12 protein-coding genes and 1 pseudogene are annotated in these 15796 nt (G+C 64.6%); 2 read left to right on the top strand and 11 right to left on the bottom strand.

Going from position 1 to position 15796, the window contains the following annotated elements; translation table 11 throughout:
* The first annotated feature begins 736 nt into the window (after nt 1–736).
* Nucleotides 737–2053, top strand: coding sequence for a Fic family protein (locus ACIP1U_RS16405; protein WP_400316694.1), 1317 nt, complete (start codon nt 737–739; stop codon nt 2051–2053).
* A 127-nt stretch (nt 2054–2180) separates the two neighbouring features.
* On the opposite strand, the gene ACIP1U_RS16400 is transcribed toward ACIP1U_RS16405, so the two are convergent.
* The 5 genes and pseudogenes from ACIP1U_RS16400 to ACIP1U_RS16380 form a co-directional block, all read right to left on the bottom strand.
* On the bottom strand, nt 2181–2654 hold the full coding sequence (locus ACIP1U_RS16400) for a flavin reductase family protein (protein WP_400316692.1): 474 nt from the start codon (nt 2652–2654) through the stop codon (nt 2181–2183).
* 54 nt (nt 2655–2708) lie between these two features.
* Nucleotides 2709–3875, bottom strand: a complete 1167-nt coding sequence (gene gcvT / locus ACIP1U_RS16395; RefSeq protein WP_400316690.1) for a glycine cleavage system aminomethyltransferase GcvT — start codon at nt 3873–3875, stop codon at nt 2709–2711.
* 130 nt (nt 3876–4005) lie between these two features.
* On the bottom strand, nt 4006–5001 hold the full coding sequence (locus ACIP1U_RS16390) for a GlxA family transcriptional regulator (protein ID WP_400316689.1): 996 nt from the start codon (nt 4999–5001) through the stop codon (nt 4006–4008).
* Between the two features lie 31 nt (nt 5002–5032).
* A complete protein-coding gene (choW, locus tag ACIP1U_RS16385; protein WP_400316688.1) occupies nt 5033–5929 on the bottom strand; it encodes a choline ABC transporter permease subunit in 897 nt (298 codons plus the stop codon).
* Nucleotides 5922–7091, bottom strand: a pseudogene (locus ACIP1U_RS16380) (glycine betaine/L-proline ABC transporter ATP-binding protein); the annotation flags it as partial. The pseudogene ACIP1U_RS16380 and the gene choW, both read right to left, overlap by 8 nt.
* A 426-nt stretch (nt 7092–7517) precedes the next feature.
* Here ACIP1U_RS16380 and purU point away from each other — a divergent pair.
* Nucleotides 7518–8390: a formyltetrahydrofolate deformylase gene (gene purU, locus ACIP1U_RS16375; RefSeq protein ID WP_400316687.1), complete on the top strand. Its 873-nt coding sequence runs from the start codon at nt 7518–7520 to the stop codon at nt 8388–8390.
* A gap of 87 nt (nt 8391–8477) precedes the next feature.
* On the opposite strand, the gene ACIP1U_RS16370 is transcribed toward purU, so the two are convergent.
* From ACIP1U_RS16370 to ACIP1U_RS16345, 6 genes are all read right to left on the bottom strand, one after another.
* Nucleotides 8478–9353 (bottom strand): glycine betaine ABC transporter substrate-binding protein, encoded by an 876-nt coding sequence (locus tag ACIP1U_RS16370; protein WP_400316686.1) that lies wholly within the window; start codon nt 9351–9353, stop codon nt 8478–8480.
* 86 nt (nt 9354–9439) lie between these two features.
* Nucleotides 9440–10597 (bottom strand): 2Fe-2S iron-sulfur cluster-binding protein, encoded by a 1158-nt coding sequence (locus tag ACIP1U_RS16365; RefSeq protein ID WP_400316684.1) that lies wholly within the window; start codon nt 10595–10597, stop codon nt 9440–9442.
* Between the two features lie 21 nt (nt 10598–10618).
* The gene (locus tag ACIP1U_RS16360; protein WP_400316682.1) at nt 10619–11857 is read right to left on the bottom strand and encodes an SRPBCC family protein; all 1239 of its coding nucleotides are present in this window, start codon (nt 11855–11857) and stop codon (nt 10619–10621) included.
* 53 nt (nt 11858–11910) lie between these two features.
* Nucleotides 11911–12696: an electron transfer flavoprotein subunit beta/FixA family protein gene (locus ACIP1U_RS16355; RefSeq protein ID WP_400316680.1), complete on the bottom strand. Its 786-nt coding sequence runs from the start codon at nt 12694–12696 to the stop codon at nt 11911–11913.
* The gene (locus tag ACIP1U_RS16350; RefSeq protein WP_400316678.1) at nt 12693–13865 is read right to left on the bottom strand and encodes an FAD-binding protein; all 1173 of its coding nucleotides are present in this window, start codon (nt 13863–13865) and stop codon (nt 12693–12695) included. The genes ACIP1U_RS16355 and ACIP1U_RS16350 overlap by 4 nt, the downstream gene beginning before the upstream one ends.
* Before the next feature lie 4 nt (nt 13866–13869).
* Entirely contained in the window at nt 13870–15795 is a 1926-nt protein-coding gene (locus tag ACIP1U_RS16345; protein WP_400316676.1) for a (Fe-S)-binding protein, read from the bottom strand.
* Nucleotide 15796 lies beyond the last annotated feature (1 nt).

Raw genomic sequence — 15796 nt, 5'->3', positions numbered from 1 at the left:
GAGGGGCATCAAAGCTCAACAATAGTAGAGCAGAGATATCGGCGCTGAATCGCAAGCTAGCAGCTTTTCCTGACGTAGCTACGCGTGCATCACCAGCACTTCTTTCGTCCCGCCTGCCCATTTCTACCTCTGTTCTCTCCGACTTTGGGCAGGCGGCTTTTACGGCGTGAAGCCGTAGGCTTTAGCCAAGTCGCGCAACTGCGTATTTCATCGTATGCAGCCATTTATCAGCGTCTATCAAACGAGGCGCTGAATCGGGATGATGGTGTTCACCTATTTCAGGAGGACACCGATGACAGAGAAGTCCCCGGAACTGAAAGTCGCCAGCTGGTTCAGGAAGACGTAAGGCACGAGCGTGGCATGTGAAAAGCATCCCCGAACTGCGCGCACAGCCCTGATCACGTCGTCTACTCCTCCGCCATGGCACCAGTGCCATGCAGCCGCTCGACCCTATGATCCGCGGCCTGTTTGGGCAAAGGGGCGTCCGTCCAGCAGAGGCTGGGATCGTGCCAAGAGCCATGTCCTCAGGGCCACACATACTGGACCTTCTCCGCGGCACGATTTTGCGCCTATTATGTCACTTATTACCCTCTACCGCGCCAAATCTGCTTCAATGGACGGCGCAGTTTAAAGAACTGCGCCACAATTGCGCCACCCTTAAGCGAACTGCGCCACGTCCGACATGCCCCCTGCCCACGCCATGCTAGAGAGTATCCGGAAAGCCTCCGCGGGACTAATGCTTACCGAGTTGCTGGCACAGCATCCCGACGTTGCACGGCGGACAGCACAACGCTGGATCAGCCAATGGATCGATGGTCGACAGATCATGGCGATCGGCGAAGGTCGCGCCCGTCGTTATTTCGCTGCGAAAGCGACCGAGTTTGCCGCTGCCTCCCCGGAGGAAGACCGCTTCCCGGGTTACATCCCGCTTTCCGTCGATAGCCGCGACATCGTGGCGTATATCGATCAGCCTCCGGAGGCGCGCAAGCCTGTGGGGTACCAACGCGACTTCCTTGACGCCTATCAGCCCAATGTCACACGGTACCTGTCGGAATCGCTTCGGCGTCAGTTACACAAGATGGGCAAGACGGCGCAGGCTGATGCGCCCGCTGGAACCTACAGCAGGGCCATCCTGAACCGGCTACTGATCGACCTGTCATGGGCATCGAGTCATTTGGAGGGCAACACCTATTCCCGCCTCGACACCCTGGAGCTGATCGAGCACGGGAAGGCGGCGCAAGGCAAGGCGGCCATCGAAACACAGATGATTCTCAACCACAAGACTGCCATCGAACTGCTGGTGGAGAACATCGGTCCGGTGGGTTTCGACCGCTATACCTTGATGAACCTGCATAGCGCCTTGTCGGAAAACCTGTTGCCCAACCCTGCGGATGAAGGCCGTATTCGACAGCACGCCGTAGACATTGGCAGAAGTGTTTATCGCCCCCTGTCAGCAGCACAGCAAATTGAGGAAGCACTAGATGTCCTGCTCGGGAAAGTGAATCAGATTGCCGATCCCTTCGAACAGTCATTCTTCGTGCTGGTGCACCTACCATATCTGCAGCCATTCGCGGACATGAACAAACGAACCTCCCGCCTGGTCGCCAATCTGCCGCTGTTCCGCGAAAACCTTTGTCCGCTCACATTCCTGGATGTACCGGAGCAAGCTTATAGTCGCGCCATCCTCGGCATGTATGAAATGACCCGCGTCGAATTGCTGCGCGATCTCTACGTTTGGGCTTACGAGCGCTCAACGCAAGAGTACCTGGCCATCAAACAGGATCTGGCGGAACCCGATCCGCTACGCCTTGCTTGGCGTGATGTGATCAAACAAACGATCCGTGACGTCGTGCTGCAACCCGATCATGATGCGCTATCCGTGATTCGGCAGGCCGTCATGGCAAGAGTGCAAGAGGCTGATCGTGACAACGTGCAAGGGCTGATTGTAGAAGAACTCCGGCGCCTGCACGAGGGCGTACTGGCCCGATACGGCTTGCGACCCTCGGAGCTCGCAGCTTGGAAGGCATCGCAGTTGGAGGCGCCACCCAACTAATTGCTTGCCACCGCAGCGAGAATTACTGGCCTGGGAAGCCCCCGCTGTGCGGGAAGCATTGCGGGAATTGTGCGAACCGGGGCCAGGGGCGCGCCGAAGGCAACTCGCCGGACGCCGCACCCTGACATCAGGCCGCCGCCGTCATGGCGGCATTGATGAACCGGCCATACTCCCCACGCGCATACAGCAGCGAAGCTGAATCCCCGGCGTCCAGGCGAACATCGGTAACGTCGCCAATCAAGACGAGGTGAGTGCCGGATTCGATGACCTCGGACACGCTGCACTCGAAAACAGCCGTGGCGGAGGACAGCCATGGCGCAGCGCCCGGCCTCACATTCCACTCGCCGACGGCGAACTTCTCCGCCGGGGCCGCACTGGTGGCAAATTTTCCAGCCACCTCGATGTCGTTCGGCGAAAGTATATTGACCGCGAACTGGCGCGACTTCGCGATCGCCTGGGCTGTCCTGCTGCTCCGGTTGAGGCAGCACAGCAGCGAGGGTGGTTCCGCGCAAAGCGAGCATACCGCTGTCGCCGTCAGCCCGACGACTTCGCCCTCGTCGCGGGCGGTGATGACCGTCACGGAAGCGGCGAGTCGTCGCATGCCCTGCTTGAATAGTGCCGCACACATGGTTGAACGCCTCCTTATCCTTGCTGACTACACCCGCTGCCAGCCGAGCCGTGGCGTAGAGCGCCCGTCCCGTACAAATGGCGGCCGCACCACCTTCGCAGCAATGCGATGGCGATACACCTCGACATCCACATACGCGCCGAACGGGATGTCCGGGTCGATCAGTGCCAGGGCGATGGCGATCTGAAGTGTCGGACTATACGTTCCGCTGGTGACCGTTCCGATGACCTCGCCCTGGAGGTTCATCACCGGGCTAGCCGTGCGGGCGACCGCAGCGCTTTGTTCAAATGCCAGCCCGACGAACTGCCGGGTCTGACGACGTGTGCGCAGCGCTGCCTTGCCAACAAACTCCCGCTCCGAGTCAAGATCGACACTCCATCCCAGGCCGACATCGAAGGGTGAGCACCTTGGGTCCATGTCTCGCCCGACCAGTTGCATGCCAGCCTCAAGCCGAAGCGTCTCCCAGGCGTCCAAACCCGCCGGGACGATGCCCGCCGACCGCAGCATGTCCCACACTTGCACGGCATGCTTTGCCAGCATGATCAGCTCGAAGCCATCCTCGCTGGTCTTCCCTGTCCTTGCCAGCATCAGCTCGCCTACGACAGCGTCATGCACGATGATCGAATTGAACGGCTTTACCTGCGCGGCAACCTGGGTGGACGGTATCGCCCGGAATACCGTCTCCCGAGCATTGGGACCATGGACGGCAATCGTTGCCAATGGCTCTACACCTTCCGCGACAAGATCCTGGCGCCGTGCCACCACGGTAACCAGGCTGTCCGTCCCCGCAATTTGCGAGCGGATCCATTCAAGGTTGCCGCTTGCCGTGTGCGCGCTCAGGACGATGCGGAAGTGATCGTCGGCCAGAAAGTAGACAACGAGGTCATCGATCACCCCTCCGTCTCCGTCAAGCATGCACGAATACATTGCTTTGCCTGCCGACTTCAGCCTGGCGACGTCATTGGCGAGAAGCTTGCCAAGAAACGCGCGAACATCCGCGCCATGCAAGTCGACCACGCACGCGTGCGAAAAGTCAAACATGGCGGCGTCCTGCCGCACGGTGTGGTGCTCCTGGATCTGGGAGCCAAAGGCAACCGGCATTTCCCAGCCGCTAACATTAGCCATGCGCGCGCGGCTGGAACGGTGGCATTCGTACAGCGGCGTGCGCAAAAGGTGCGAGGTGTTCTGGCTCATGGGAATCATGGGAATGTCGTAGTCGGTAACAGGCTCGTGCGCTTGCGCACGAAATTCCGGGCGGCACCCGCCCCACGATGGGTATTCATGGCTTCTGCCTCTGGTAGGTTGCGTTGTGCGCTGCGCAGGATTATCCCGGTGGCCGGCGTTCGTGGCTGGGTGCATGGCCGAATTGCGCGCGATACGCCTTGCTGAAATGGCACGGCGAATGGAAGCCGCAGACCGCCGTGACACGCGCAATCGACGCATTGGTCGTACGCAGCATCTCGCGCGCGCGCTTCAGGCGCAGTGTCAGGTAGTAGTGGGTCGGCGACACGTTCAGGTAGAACTTGAACATCCGTTGCAGATGCCGCTGCGACAGCCGCACGAGCCGCGCCAGTTCATCGAGCGACAGCGGTTCCTCGATATTCGCCTCCATCAACCGGACGACCTCGATCAACTCTGCCCGCGAGAGGCCAACCCGCGCATAGACAGGGATCGGCTGCGCATCGCTGGCGCTACGAATCCGCTCGAGTATGAACTGTTCGGAAACCTGCGCCGCAAGTTGCTGGCCGAAGCGCAAGCCAACCAGGTTCAGCATCATGTCGATCGGTGCGGTGCCGCCCGTGCAGGTGAGCCGGTCGCGGTCGATGACGAACAGTTCGTCAGCGAACTTCACCAACGGAAATTCTTCGTGCAGGGCGGACCGGTTCTCCCAATGCACCGCGCAGCGGTATCCGTCCAGCAGCGTGCTCGACATCAGCGCATAGGCGCCCGTACAGATACCGCCTAGCGGCATGTCCTGCCCGGCGAGCTGCGCAAGCATGGTCCGCGTGCCGTCGTCGACGGCCTCGCGGATCCGGATGCCGCCACAGACAATCAACACATCCGGCAGCGCGCAGCGATCCAGCGCACGCGTCGGACGGACCACGATGCCGTTGCTCGCCTGCACCGGCGCGCCGTCGGGCGTATAGATCGACCATGTGTAATGGTCGGCACGCCCGACGTAATTCGCCATGCGCAGCACTTCGACCGCGCTCGAGAATGCGATCATCGAGAACTCGGGCAATGTCAGGAAGCCGAAATGCGCGAGGGCCGACATCGACGCTGGATGGCTCTCGGTTGGCACGGCGTCGGCGGATCTCACGTCGCTCTCCTGGCGAACGGATGACCTGGCCTCAGGCTTGCGCCGTGCTGGCCTTGGCGCAGAACAGTTGCCTGATCCCCGAGAAAAGCGGCGCCTTCGCTGTACCCGGCACACGCCCGAAACTCTCCGTGATGCGGTCGAGGATGATTGCCAGCAGCACCACCGACAGGCCGCTTTCAAAGCCCAGGCCGATGTCGAGCCGCTGGATGCTCGCCAGCACCTCGTTGCCCAGGCCACCCGCGCCCACCATCGAAGCGATGATGACCATCGACAGCGCCATCATGATGGTCTGGTTCACCCCCTGCATGATCGACGGCAGCGCGTTCGGGAACTGCACCTTGTACAGCAGTTGCCACGGCGTGCAGCCGAAAGCATGGCCGGCTTCGACGATTTCCATGTTCACCTGGCGGATGCCGAGGCTCGTCAGGCGCACCGCCGGCGGCATGGCGAAGATGACCGTAGCCAGGATGCCCGGCACGCGGCCGAGCCCGAACAGCATCGCGGCGGGAATCAGGTAGACGAACGCAGGCATGGTCTGCATCAGGTCTAGGACCGGACGCACGGTGGCCGCGACCACCCTGCTCCTGGCCGCCCAGATGCCGAGCGGAACGCCGAGCAGCAGGCTGATGATGGTCGACGACAACGTGAGGCCCAGCGTGATGATGGTCTGGTCCCAGAAGCCGGTCGCGAAGATCACGAACAGCGACGCGCCCGTGAACAGCGCAAAGCGCCAGCCGACGCGCCACAGCCCGATGCCGATGAAGATCGCCACCATCAGCCACATCGGCACGGCCTGCAGGCTGCGCTCGATCAGTTCAGCGAGCCCCCCGATGGCGCGGCCGATGGCATCGAACGTGGCCGCGTCGTGATCGAGGAGGTAATGGACGGACTGGTCGACCCAGCGGCCGAGCGGAAGGAGTTCAGACATGGTTGCCTCGCGAGCGCGTGATTGCTTTCAGGATGACGGCGCGGCTGACCGAGCCGCAATAGCAGCCGTCGTCGTCGACGACCGGCAGCGCATTCGGGTTCGCGACCACGCGCTCGACGACATGGTCGAGCGAAGCGTTGCGCCGGATGCTCTCCACGGGACGCACGCTCTGGGAGGCGTCGCGTGTGACGAAGCCACGAAGCTTGCGCTGCGCATCGAGCACGAAGGCATAGTCTTCGCTGCCGTTCAGGGTCGCGGCGATGTTCGCCGCGTCGAGTCTGGACAGCGTCGGCACGGCGTTGGTCTGCATCAAATCGCCAGCCGTCAGGTAGCGGCTGGTATCGATGCCGTCGAAGAACGTGCGGACGTAGTTGTCGGCCGGGTTGGCAATGATCTCCTGCGGCGTGCCGACCTGGACCAGCCGGCCGCCCTCCATGATCGCGATCCGGCTGCCGATGCGCAGTGCCTCCTCCAGGTCGTGCGACACGAACATGATCGTCCGCCGGCTCTCCTTCTGAAGCTGCAGCAGCACGTTCTGCATCTCCTTGCGCTTGAGCGGGTCGAGCGCGGAGAACGCCTCGTCCATGATCATCAGCGACGGATTGACCGCCAGCGCGCGCGCCAGGCCCACACGCTGCTGCATGCCGCCCGACAGCTCGCGCGGCAGCTTCTGCGCGAACGTCGCCAGTCCGACCTGCTCCAGCACGTCCATGGCGCGGCGCTCGCGCTCCTTCTTGCCGATGCCTGCCACCTCCAGGCCGAACGCGGCATTCGACAGCACCGTGCGCTGCGGCATCAGCGCGAAGGACTGGAACACCATGCTCATGTCCTTGCGGCGCAGAGCGATCAGCTCGCCGCGGCTGACGGCGGCCACGTCTCGGCCGCCGATCAGCACCTTGCCGGCGGTCGGTTCAACCAGCCGGTTGACCAGGCGGATCAACGTTGACTTTCCGGAGCCCGACAGGCCCATCAGCACGAAGATTTCGCCTTCCTTCACGTCGAACGACACGTTGTGCACGCCGACCACATGGCCGGTGCGCCGGAACACTTCATCCTTCGTCGAACCGGCGGCGAGCATGTCGAGCGCCTGTTTAGGGTTGCTGCCAAATACCTTGCACAGACCTTCGACCACGACCTTGGGACTATCCATCGAAACTTCTCCTGGTCCTGTGGGGACTCTTACGTCATGTGGCATGCCAACGCCATTTCCACTCGTCCGGGAAGCGCTGGCGGCGCGTTTCTACCTCTCTCCCTGGAATGCCTGAGCAAACCTTTCCGTCGCTTCGCAACCTGCGTTGTGCGATTCCCTACATAGTTGCCAAGAAACGCCCTTGCCTGCCGACGAATTCCGACAAGTGCTTGCAGAAATGCGACACCGGCAAACGGGGATGGCGATTTTGACGGCGACTGTCCACAAACGACGCATACGATCCGGAATGGGCGCGTACGGGGCGCCGTCCGGCGTGGCGGGTCGATACCAGCCCCGCGGCGCATCGGTTCTATCCGCTGGCCGCGCGGCCTGATCTACTTGCCGCATGGCATGTGCGCGCACGATGCGTCCGCGGCCAGTCAACCACAGAGGAATCGCATGAACGCGCTGTCTCCTTCACAGCAGCACATCCTGACGCTGTCGTGCCCGAGCGCCCCCGGGCAGGTGGCCGCCACCGTCGGCCTGCTCGAGCGCCATCGCTGCTATATCGATGCACTGACCGTCTTCGACGACGACCTGAGCAACCGCTTCTTCCTGCGCTGCGGGTTCCACCCGACGGACGCACAAGGGCTGGATGTCGGCCGGCTGCGTGAGGAATTCACGCCAATTGCGCAACGCTACGGCATGCAGTGGTCGGTTCACGACGCGCACGCCCGCCCCAAGGTGCTGATCATGGTGTCCAGGCTCGAGCATTGCCTGGCGGACCTGTTGTTCCGCTGGCGCATGGGCGAGCTGAAGATGGACATTGTCGGGATCGCCTCGAACCATCCCGACCTCGAGCCGCTCGCGCGCCAGCATGACCTGCCGTTCCGGCACTTCCCGATTACGCCAGAGACCAAGGCCGAGCAGGAAGCGCGCTGGCTGGATCTGTTCGAGTCGAGCGGCGCGGAGCTGGTGATCCTGGCGCGCTACATGCAGGTGCTCTCGGCCGCGACCAGCGCCAGGCTCGCCAACCGCGCGATCAACATCCACCATTCGTTCCTGCCCGGGTTCAAGGGCGCGAAGCCCTATCACCAGGCGCACACGCGCGGCGTCAAGCTTATCGGCGCGACCGCGCATTTCGTCACCGACGATCTCGACGAAGGTCCGATCATCGAGCAGGCCGTCGAGCGCGTCGATCATTCGTACCGGCCTGACCAGCTGCTTGCGGTCGGGCGTGACGTGGAATGCATCACGCTGGCGCGCGCGGTGAAGGCGTTCATCGAGCGGCGGGTGTTCCTGAACGGAGACCGCACAGTCGTGTTCCAGTAAGCGCAACGACGCCGGCCACGATCGCGATGCGATCGTGGCCGGCGTTTTATTGCGTGTAGCGCAGGTGGATGGAACTACTGCGTGAATTTACTGCGCGGCACCCTGCGTGCTTTCCAGCCACGCACTGACGCGATCACCATGCGCGGCGATCCACGCGTCGGCGGCGGCATCCGGCTTCGTTCCATTCTGGATCGCCAGCATCACGCTATCGATCTCGCCCGCCTTCCACTGGAACTTCCTCAGGAAGGCCACGACCGGCTTCGCCTTGGCCTCGAGGCCCGGATTCACGATGTTATCGACGTGCTCGGCCTCGCCGAACACCTTCTTCGGGTCGTCGAGGAAGCGCAGCTTCCACTTGGCGAACATCCAATGGGGCGCCCAGCCGGTGACGACCACCGGCTTGTTCGCGTTCATCGAGCGTGCCAGCTCGACCGTCATCGCGCTGCCGGAGCTGGGCATCAGCGAATAGCCGAGGCCATAGCTCTTGATCGCCTCGGACGCCTTGCGCATCACGCCGGCGCCGGCATCGATGCCGACGATGCGGCCTTCGAACGACGCCTTCTGCGCATTCAGTTCATCGATGCTCTTTACGCTGACCGACGCCGGGACGATCAGTCCGATCCTCGCCTCGGTGAAGTTGGGCCCCAGATTGACCACCTTGGTCTTGAACTGCTCCCAATAGGCGCCCTGCGTAACCGGCAGCCAGGCGGACAGCGTCGCGTCAAGGTCGCCGCGCGCGACGCCCTGCCACATCACACCCGCCGCCACCGGCACGAGCTGCACCGGATACCCCAGCTTCTTCTCGATGATGCGGGCGGCCACGTTGGTGGTGGCGACGCTGTCGTCCCAACCCTCGACGTAGCCGATCTTCAACGTTGGCCTGGTGTCCCCAAGCGCGAGCGCGCTCCATGTCAGCATGACCGATGCAGCGCCAGTGCAGAATAGTTTTCCGAGAAGTTTCATGTCTACCCTCCTTTAATCGGCGCCGAGGCGCTCACCTTCTGCTTACCTTCCGAATACAAAGCGTCGGCCGCCGTGCGCGTCAGACCTCACTTGTCGATCACGAGGTCTGACAGCGGCTTGCTGCAGCACAGCAGCACCATGCCCTGGTCGATCTCGCGCTGGCGGATGCCACCGTTGTGCTTCATGTCGACCTGCCCGCTGACCAGCTTGACCTTGCAGGTTCCGCACATGCCTTGCGTGCAGGACGCAGGCAACCGCACGCCCGACTGCCGCGCCGCGTCCAGCACGTTCTGCCCCGCGCCGCAGGCAATGTCCCGGGCGCTCTTGGCGAAGCTGATGTTGAACCGCGCCGTGTCCGCATGGCCGTTGGCCGCCGATGCGCGGCCCTCGACCGTCTCGACGGCTTCGCCGGGGGCGGGCTCCGCAGTCAAGGTCTCGAAGGAGAAGCTCTCCTCGTGGTAGCGCCTGCGATCGAAGCCGGCTTCGTCGAGCAGCTCGCGCACCGCCTTCATGTAAGGGGCCGGGCCGCAGGTGAAGATCTCGCGCTCCATGAAATCCGGTGCGACCAGCTTCAGCAGCGGCAGAGACAGGAAGCCGGTGACGCCCGGCCAGTTGGTCCGCGCGCCGACCCGCTCGCAGACGAACGCGGTGCGGAAGTTCGACTGGTTCGCCGCGATCAGGTCGAGTTCGCGGGCAAAGATGATGTCGTCCGGCGTGCGCGCGCTGTGCAGGAACACGATGTCGCGGTCCTCGGCAAGATCGTGGTGCGCGCGGCTCATCGACATCAGCGGCGTGATGCCCGAGCCCGCGGACAGGAACAGGTACTTGGGCGCCGGATGCCGCGCACACGTAAACTCGCCGCCCGGCCCGAGCATGCGGATCGGCGTGCCGGGCGTCACGGTGTCGTGCAACCAGTTCGACACCTTGCCACCCGGCACCCGCTTGACCGTGATCGAGACCGTGTGCGGCCGCCCGGGCGAAGACGAGATCGTGTAGCAGCGATTGATCGTCTCGCCATCGATGTCGAGTTCCAGCGTGATGAACTGTCCCGGTTCGAACACAAAGGCGCGCCCCTGAGGTGAACGAAAAAAGAAGCTCTTTACATCGTGCGTTTCCTGGCGAACGTGGCAGCACACGAGCGTCTCCTCGACATCGCTCGTCCAACGCTCGGGAAGCGCGTTCCAGAACGCCGGGCGCGTCACCCGGCTGTCCGCTGATTCGAAATGCACCGCATCGCGCATCATGTCGACCTCCGCTCCTTGCGTCTACGCGCCGATCTGCTCGGCGAGCCGGCGGACATACCAGGCCGAGAACTTCTCGACCAGGCCTTCGGTGAACGGCGAGTAAGGGCCGGGCTCATACGCGCTGCTCGCCGCGCCCCGCTGCGAGTACTCGACCAGCGCGCGATCCTGGTCATTGGTCGCATTCCAGACCGCGGTCAGGTTCTTCACGTCGTAGTCGACGCCCTCGCGCGCATCCTTGTGGACCAGCCATTTGGTGCGCACGAGCGTCTCGCCGGCCGACAATGGGATTACCGAGAACGTGACGATGTGGTCGCTCATGAAGTGATGCCACGAGTTGGGCTGGGTCCAGAAGGAAAGCCCGCCGAGGTCTGCCTGCTCGAAGTTCCCAAGCAACTTCTTCGATGCCACCTTCGCGTCCAGCGTCTGCGATTCGCCGCTGCGGTCGAGCGGCAGGCGCTGCGTGCGGAAGCCGGTGGTCTCCAGCAGCCGCTCAATTTCGGCCGATGGCAGCTTCATCGCTTCCCATTGCGCCGCACGCGTCTCGCAGGTGCGCTCGAACGCTTCCATGCCCTCCGCGTTGGCGGGGGAGCGCTGGTAGCCGAAGCCGTACTCGTACAGCGAGATGGTCAGCTCCGGATGGTTCGCCACGCAGTGGTAGCACTCGCGGTTGTTCTCCATCGTGAGCTTCCAGTTGCCCTGCTCGATGATGTCGACCTGCGCCGCGATCTTCGTGTTCGGCAGGTCGTGCGGCAGCAGGTACGGCTCCATGGCGGCGCGCATCGCCGCGAAGTCCGGCGGCTCCGCGGCCAGGCACACAAAGATCAGCCCCGCAAGGTTTTCCACGTGGACGGACTTCAGGCTGTGCTTGCAGCGGTCGAATTTCTCGCCCATGTGCTCGGCGAACATCAGTTCGCCGCTCAGGTTGTAGGTCCAGCTGTGGTACGGGCAGACGATGTTGCCTACCGTACCCTTGTCTTCGTTGCACAGCCGCGCGCCGCGATGGCGGCACACGTTGTGGTAAGCGCGGACCTGCATGTCGTCGTCGCGCACGATCAGGATCGAATCCTGGCCAAGCTGGACGGTCACGTAGTCACCCGGCTCTGGCACGTCGGGCTCGACCGCCACGTGTATCCAGTGCTGGCGGAAGATTGCCACCATGTCGAGCGCGAAAACCTCATCGCTCAGGTAGAAAGGCGCCTCGAGGCTGTGGCCCGCCTTGCGCCGTTCCACCAGTGCGCGAATGTCTGCCGATACTTTCATCGTTTGCTCCGGATTCCCTGCATTCCTGGTTATTTGCCGACAGACCGGCAACGTCAGTAGTCGATGAGTTGATGCTCGCGCAAATACGCGAGGATGATTTGTGCTTTTTCGACCGAAGTCCCACCGTTTACGACGTTTCCGCCGCGGCTTTCGGTCGTCGTTGCCGACAGCATCCGGGCATGGCCGGACCGCTTTTCGGCAGCCGCCAGCCTGACCGGCTTGCGCTCGACGGCGCCGAGCACCCATGCCGCGGCATCGTTGTCGTCGCATCGCGTTGCCGGCACCGTGCGGATCGCACCGCCGCGCAGGCGCGCGTAGGCGTAGCGCGGCTGCGCGTTCGCGAGCGGGTGCACCGCCACCACCGCGGGCAGCGCCGAATCGACGCGCCGGCGCAGCCCCTTGGGCAGGAACTGCCGCACGGCGACGCGGCCGCCCTCGATATCGACGTCGACGGCAGCGCCCACGAGCGGGCGGCCAAGTACCGCGGCAAGCCGGTACGGCAGCATCCCGGTGTCGTAGGCACCCTCCGCGCGGGTGCCGGTCAGCACGAGGTCGCAGTGCTTCGCATGCGCGGCGAGCACCCGCGCCGCATCTTCACCGGCCGCGCACGCCAGCACCTGGACGTCGCTCGCACCGAGTGCCAGGTAGTCGGCAAGTGCCGGATCCGTGGCATCGCCCGCGTGCAGCACGGCCAGTTCGGCGCCATGCCTTTCCGCCAGGCCGCGGCCCAGTTCCAGCGCAGCGGCGTCGTTGCGGCTGTAGCGCGGTGCGCCGCTGACCGGATGGCGGCCAATGGAGACCAGCACCGCGATGCGTTTCACTTGTCGGGGGGCGTTCATGCTGCGACTCCTGCGAGTTCCCTGGAACGTGCTTCCTCGGGCTGGCCACGCGCGGGGCGGGCGGCCTGCACCGACTCCATCAGCGCGGCGATCGTCGCCTGCGCGTCGCCGACAATGGTCAGGTTGGCGCGCTTGGCGATCGGCGCACTGCCGTCCACGTTGACGGCGATCACGTGACGGCAGTCCTTGATGCCTTGCAGGTGCTGCACCGCGCCCGAGATGCCGAACGCGATGTAGACGCTCGCCTCCACCGTCTTGCCGGTGGCACCGACCTGCTTGTCGCGCGTGAAATGCCCGTTGTCCACCGCCACCCGGCTGGCGGCGACCGCCGCGCCGAAAGCGCCCGCAAGCCGTTCGAACGCGCCGATGTCGGTCACGCCGTTGCCGGCTGCCACGATAAAGTCCGCTTCCTCGAGCGCGACCCGCGCGGCATCGATCTCCTCGATGCCAAGATCGCGGTACGGGTGCGTGCTGCGCCCCTTCGCGCAAAGAAAATCGGGCGACAGACGCTCGCCCGCGCCGGTGAACGGCAGCCTGGCATCGACCGCGCCCGCCGCCAGCAGGATCACATCGGGCAGCGCACGGGTCGCGAACGCGCGCCTGGCGTGCGCATACGTGCCGACGTGGCGCGCATCGATTTCGACCACGTGCGTCGCGACGCTTGCACCGGCCTCGGCCGCCACAGCCGCATACCGGCGGCCGAGATCGCCGTCGCCGGACGCGTTGTCGGGAATGAAGACATGGCGGGCCGACAGCGCCGTGGCGCACGCCTGCAACGCGCGCAGCTCCGCCTCCGGCGCGAAGGTGCGGCGGTCGAACTCCGGCAGAGCGATCAGCTTGTCGGCACCGAGTTCCGCCGCATCGTCCTTCATCTCGCCGAACACCAGCAGCGCGACTTCGGTCTGCGCATCCGCCAGCAGCGCCGCGGCGGCGACCGCCTGGCGCGCATGCTCGTCGAGCGCGCCGCGCTCGCTGTGCGCGGCAACCAGCAGCACATGGCGCGGATCGCTTACCATCCGGCGCGGCTTTACCGCCGCGGCATGTCCGTGCGCGGGCCAGGGCGCCGTGCCTGCGTCGGCGCTGCCGGCTTCGCCGAGCGTAATCCGCATGAGGCCCGCCGCCGTGATGATGAACGGCCGGCGCGGATCGATTCGTTTGATCGTGTCCATCAATTCACTCCAGCGAAGCGGCAACCAGTTCGGCCACGTCGAGCACCTCCGGGCGCGGGCCGACGACGCCCTCGAGCATCGCGGTGCAGTTCGGGCATCCGACCGCGACCACTTCCGCACCCACCGCGCGCGCATCGGCGATGCGGATGTCCGGGATGCGCTGTTTGCCCGGGATGTCGGTCAGCGGCGCGCCACCGCCGCCTCCGCAGCAGCGGCCCTGCATGCCGTGGCGCTCCATCTCGACCACCTGGATGCCAATGGTCTTCAGCAGCTTGCGCGGCGCCTCGGTTTCGCCGTTGTAGCGGCCGAGGTAGCACGGGTCGTGGTAGGTGGTGCGCTTTTCGCGCAGCGCTTCCACGGCCTTGGGCGCGATCAGCCCGCTCGACGCCAGTTCGGCGAGATACGTGGTGTGGTGCTTCACCGTGACACGCAGGCCCAGCGCGCGGTATTCGTTGCGCAGGCTGTGCATCACGTGCGGATCGGCGGTCACGATCTGCTTGAACGACAGCGCGCCGAGGGTGCCGATCAGGTGTTTGGCCAGTTGCTGGAAAGTGGCCTCGTCGCCAAGGCGGCGCGCGACATCGCCGGTGTCGGTTTCCACCTCGCCGAGCACCGCATAATCGACGCCGGCCTTGTTCAGCACCTTGACCAGGGCGCGCAGCGTGCGCTGGTAGCGCATGTCGAAGCCGCCTTCGCCGGCCACGATCAGCACGTCGACCGCCTTGCCCGGCCGCGCGACCGGCGCGTTCAGATCGACCGACCAGTCGTAGCGCGCGGCGTTGTCGTAGCCGCCCATGGTGCCGGTCTCGCGCAGGTTTGCGAGCACTTCGGCCCCTTTGCCCGGCACCGTTCCATGCACGAGAGTCTGGTTGCGGCGCATGTCGACGATGGCATCGACGTGCTCGATCAGCATCGGGCATTCCTGTACGCAGGCGCGGCAGGTGGTGCACGACCACAGCGTCTGCGCCTCGATCAGGCCCGACACGATCGACCCGTTGGGCTCGCCGCGATGCCTGCCGACCGGAATCCCGGGGGTCGGACTGCCCGCATAGGCGGCATCGGTCCCCCCTGCCATGCCGACCACCAGGTCCTGGATCAGCTTCTTCGGGTTGAGCGGCTGGCCGGCGGCGAACGCCGGACACGCCGCCTCGCACTTGCCGCACTGCACGCAGGCGTCGAAGCTCAGCAACTGGTTCCAGCGGAACTCGACCGGCTTCGCGACACCGTATTCCTTGTGCTCAAGGTCGGGCATCTTCAGGGCGGTCGGCGGCGTGGCCGTGCCGCTCCCGGTATACGACTCGGGCGTCGCGGCGAACCGCTCCTGGCGCGGGTGGAAGGCAAGGTGCAGCAGGCCCGCCATCGCATGCTTCATCGGTCCGCCCGTGGCCGCGCCGACCGTCATCGCGAACGCGCCGACGCCGATCAGCACCGCGCACAGCACGGCGAACGCCCCCGACATGACACCGGCCGGCACCAGCGTGTACAGTGCGAGGCCGAGCGCGAACGAGCCGAGCAGCCAGGGCAGCGTATTCCACGGCCCCTTCGACAGGCGCGCCGGCACATCCTTCGCCTTGCGGCGGCGCCAGACGAACACCGCGCCGACCAGCATCGCAAGCGCCGCGACAAGGATGAGCTTGTCGAGCCAGGGCGAGTAGATCGCGAGACCGTAGTTGACGAACACGAGCGCCAGCGCGGCGATCGCGCCGCCCGCGGTGGCCACGTGCGTCTTCGCGATGTACGGATCGCGCGCGACCACGTGGTGCAGGTCGACGAAATAGCGCTTCGGGATCGCAAACAGGTTGGCAATGCCGAACGAGCCGGGCGTGGCCGCCCGTCCGAGCCGCCAGTACGACGCACGCCGCAGCACCGCGAAGGCAAGGCCGGCCACCGACAGCCAGAGCAGGACAGTAATCAGCAAGGACGGATTCATG

The sequence above is a fragment of the Cupriavidus sp. NPDC089707 genome, from assembly GCF_044748965.1.
Taxonomy (GTDB): domain Bacteria; phylum Pseudomonadota; class Gammaproteobacteria; order Burkholderiales; family Burkholderiaceae; genus Cupriavidus.
The sequence above is the reverse complement of the archived record's forward strand: the minus strand, read 5'-3'. Positions and strand labels throughout refer to the sequence as shown.

Bases quoted from the DNA above. Each gene is read 5' to 3' on its own strand.
- ACIP1U_RS16405 (WP_400316694.1), top strand. From the start codon at position 737: ATGCTTACCGAGTTGCTGGCACAGCATCCCGACGTTGCACGGCGGACA.
- ACIP1U_RS16400 (WP_400316692.1), bottom strand. From the start codon at position 2,654: ATGCGACGACTCGCCGCTTCCGTGACGGTCATCACCGCCCGCGACGAG.
- gcvT (WP_400316690.1), bottom strand. From the start codon at position 3,875: ATGAGCCAGAACACCTCGCACCTTTTGCGCACGCCGCTGTACGAATGC.
- choW (WP_400316688.1), bottom strand. From the start codon at position 5,929: ATGTCTGAACTCCTTCCGCTCGGCCGCTGGGTCGACCAGTCCGTCCAT.
- purU (WP_400316687.1), top strand. From the start codon at position 7,518: ATGAACGCGCTGTCTCCTTCACAGCAGCACATCCTGACGCTGTCGTGC.
- ACIP1U_RS16370 (WP_400316686.1), bottom strand. From the start codon at position 9,353: ATGAAACTTCTCGGAAAACTATTCTGCACTGGCGCTGCATCGGTCATG.
- ACIP1U_RS16365 (WP_400316684.1), bottom strand. From the start codon at position 10,597: ATGATGCGCGATGCGGTGCATTTCGAATCAGCGGACAGCCGGGTGACG.
- ACIP1U_RS16360 (WP_400316682.1), bottom strand. From the start codon at position 11,857: ATGAAAGTATCGGCAGACATTCGCGCACTGGTGGAACGGCGCAAGGCG.
- ACIP1U_RS16355 (WP_400316680.1), bottom strand. From the start codon at position 12,696: ATGAACGCCCCCCGACAAGTGAAACGCATCGCGGTGCTGGTCTCCATT.
- ACIP1U_RS16350 (WP_400316678.1), bottom strand. From the start codon at position 13,865: ATGGACACGATCAAACGAATCGATCCGCGCCGGCCGTTCATCATCACG.
- ACIP1U_RS16345 (WP_400316676.1), bottom strand. From the start codon at position 15,795: ATGAATCCGTCCTTGCTGATTACTGTCCTGCTCTGGCTGTCGGTGGCC.